General features: G+C 46.8%; 2 tRNA genes and 1 rRNA gene. All 3 read right to left on the bottom strand.

From position 1 onward, the window contains the following. Positions 1 to 211: 211 nt before the first annotated feature. Positions 212 to 287, bottom strand: a tRNA-Ala gene (locus TU80_RS31130). Positions 288 to 314: 27 nt separating this feature from the next. Further along, positions 315 to 391: transfer RNA gene (locus TU80_RS31125), tRNA-Ile, on the bottom strand. An 82-nt stretch (positions 392 to 473) separates the two neighbouring features. Then, positions 474 to 549, bottom strand: a 16S ribosomal RNA gene (locus TU80_RS31120); the annotation flags it as partial.

Genomic DNA, 549 nt, shown 5'->3' with positions numbered 1-549 from the left:
GACATTCGCCGAAAATTCGAATTTCTCAATTAAGAGAACTCACAAATTTTACCTTAGCCTGATCCGTTACCAGTGAAAGTAACGTTCAGTCTATCTTTCTATCACATACCCAAATTTTTAAAGAACGATCTAATCAAAGACTAGAAATCAACATTCACCATCATCACGATGGAATGCTCATTTCTAAGCTTTCAAACTTCAGAAGCAGTAGTGGTGGAGCCAAACGGGATCGAACCGTTGACCTCCTGCGTGCAAGGCAGGCGCTCTCCCAGCTGAGCTATGGCCCCGTATTTCTACAGGTTCCCACACAAAATTGGTGGGTCTGGGCAGATTCGAACTGCCGACCTCACCCTTATCAGGGGTGCGCTCTAACCAACTGAGCTACAGACCCAATTTCGGGCTGCTTCTTATCGTCTTCTTCAATGAATCAAGCAATTCGTGTGGGAACTTATGGAGCAGCTGATGTCGTCGATTAAGGAGGTGATCCAGCCGCAGGTTCCCCTACGGCTACCTTGTTACGACTTCACCCCAGTCATGAATCACACCGTG

The organism is Pseudomonas veronii (assembly GCF_001439695.1).
Lineage (GTDB): Bacteria > Pseudomonadota > Gammaproteobacteria > Pseudomonadales > Pseudomonadaceae > Aquipseudomonas > Aquipseudomonas veronii.
Note: the sequence above shows the minus strand (reverse complement) of the source record. Positions and strands in the feature narration are given on the sequence as shown.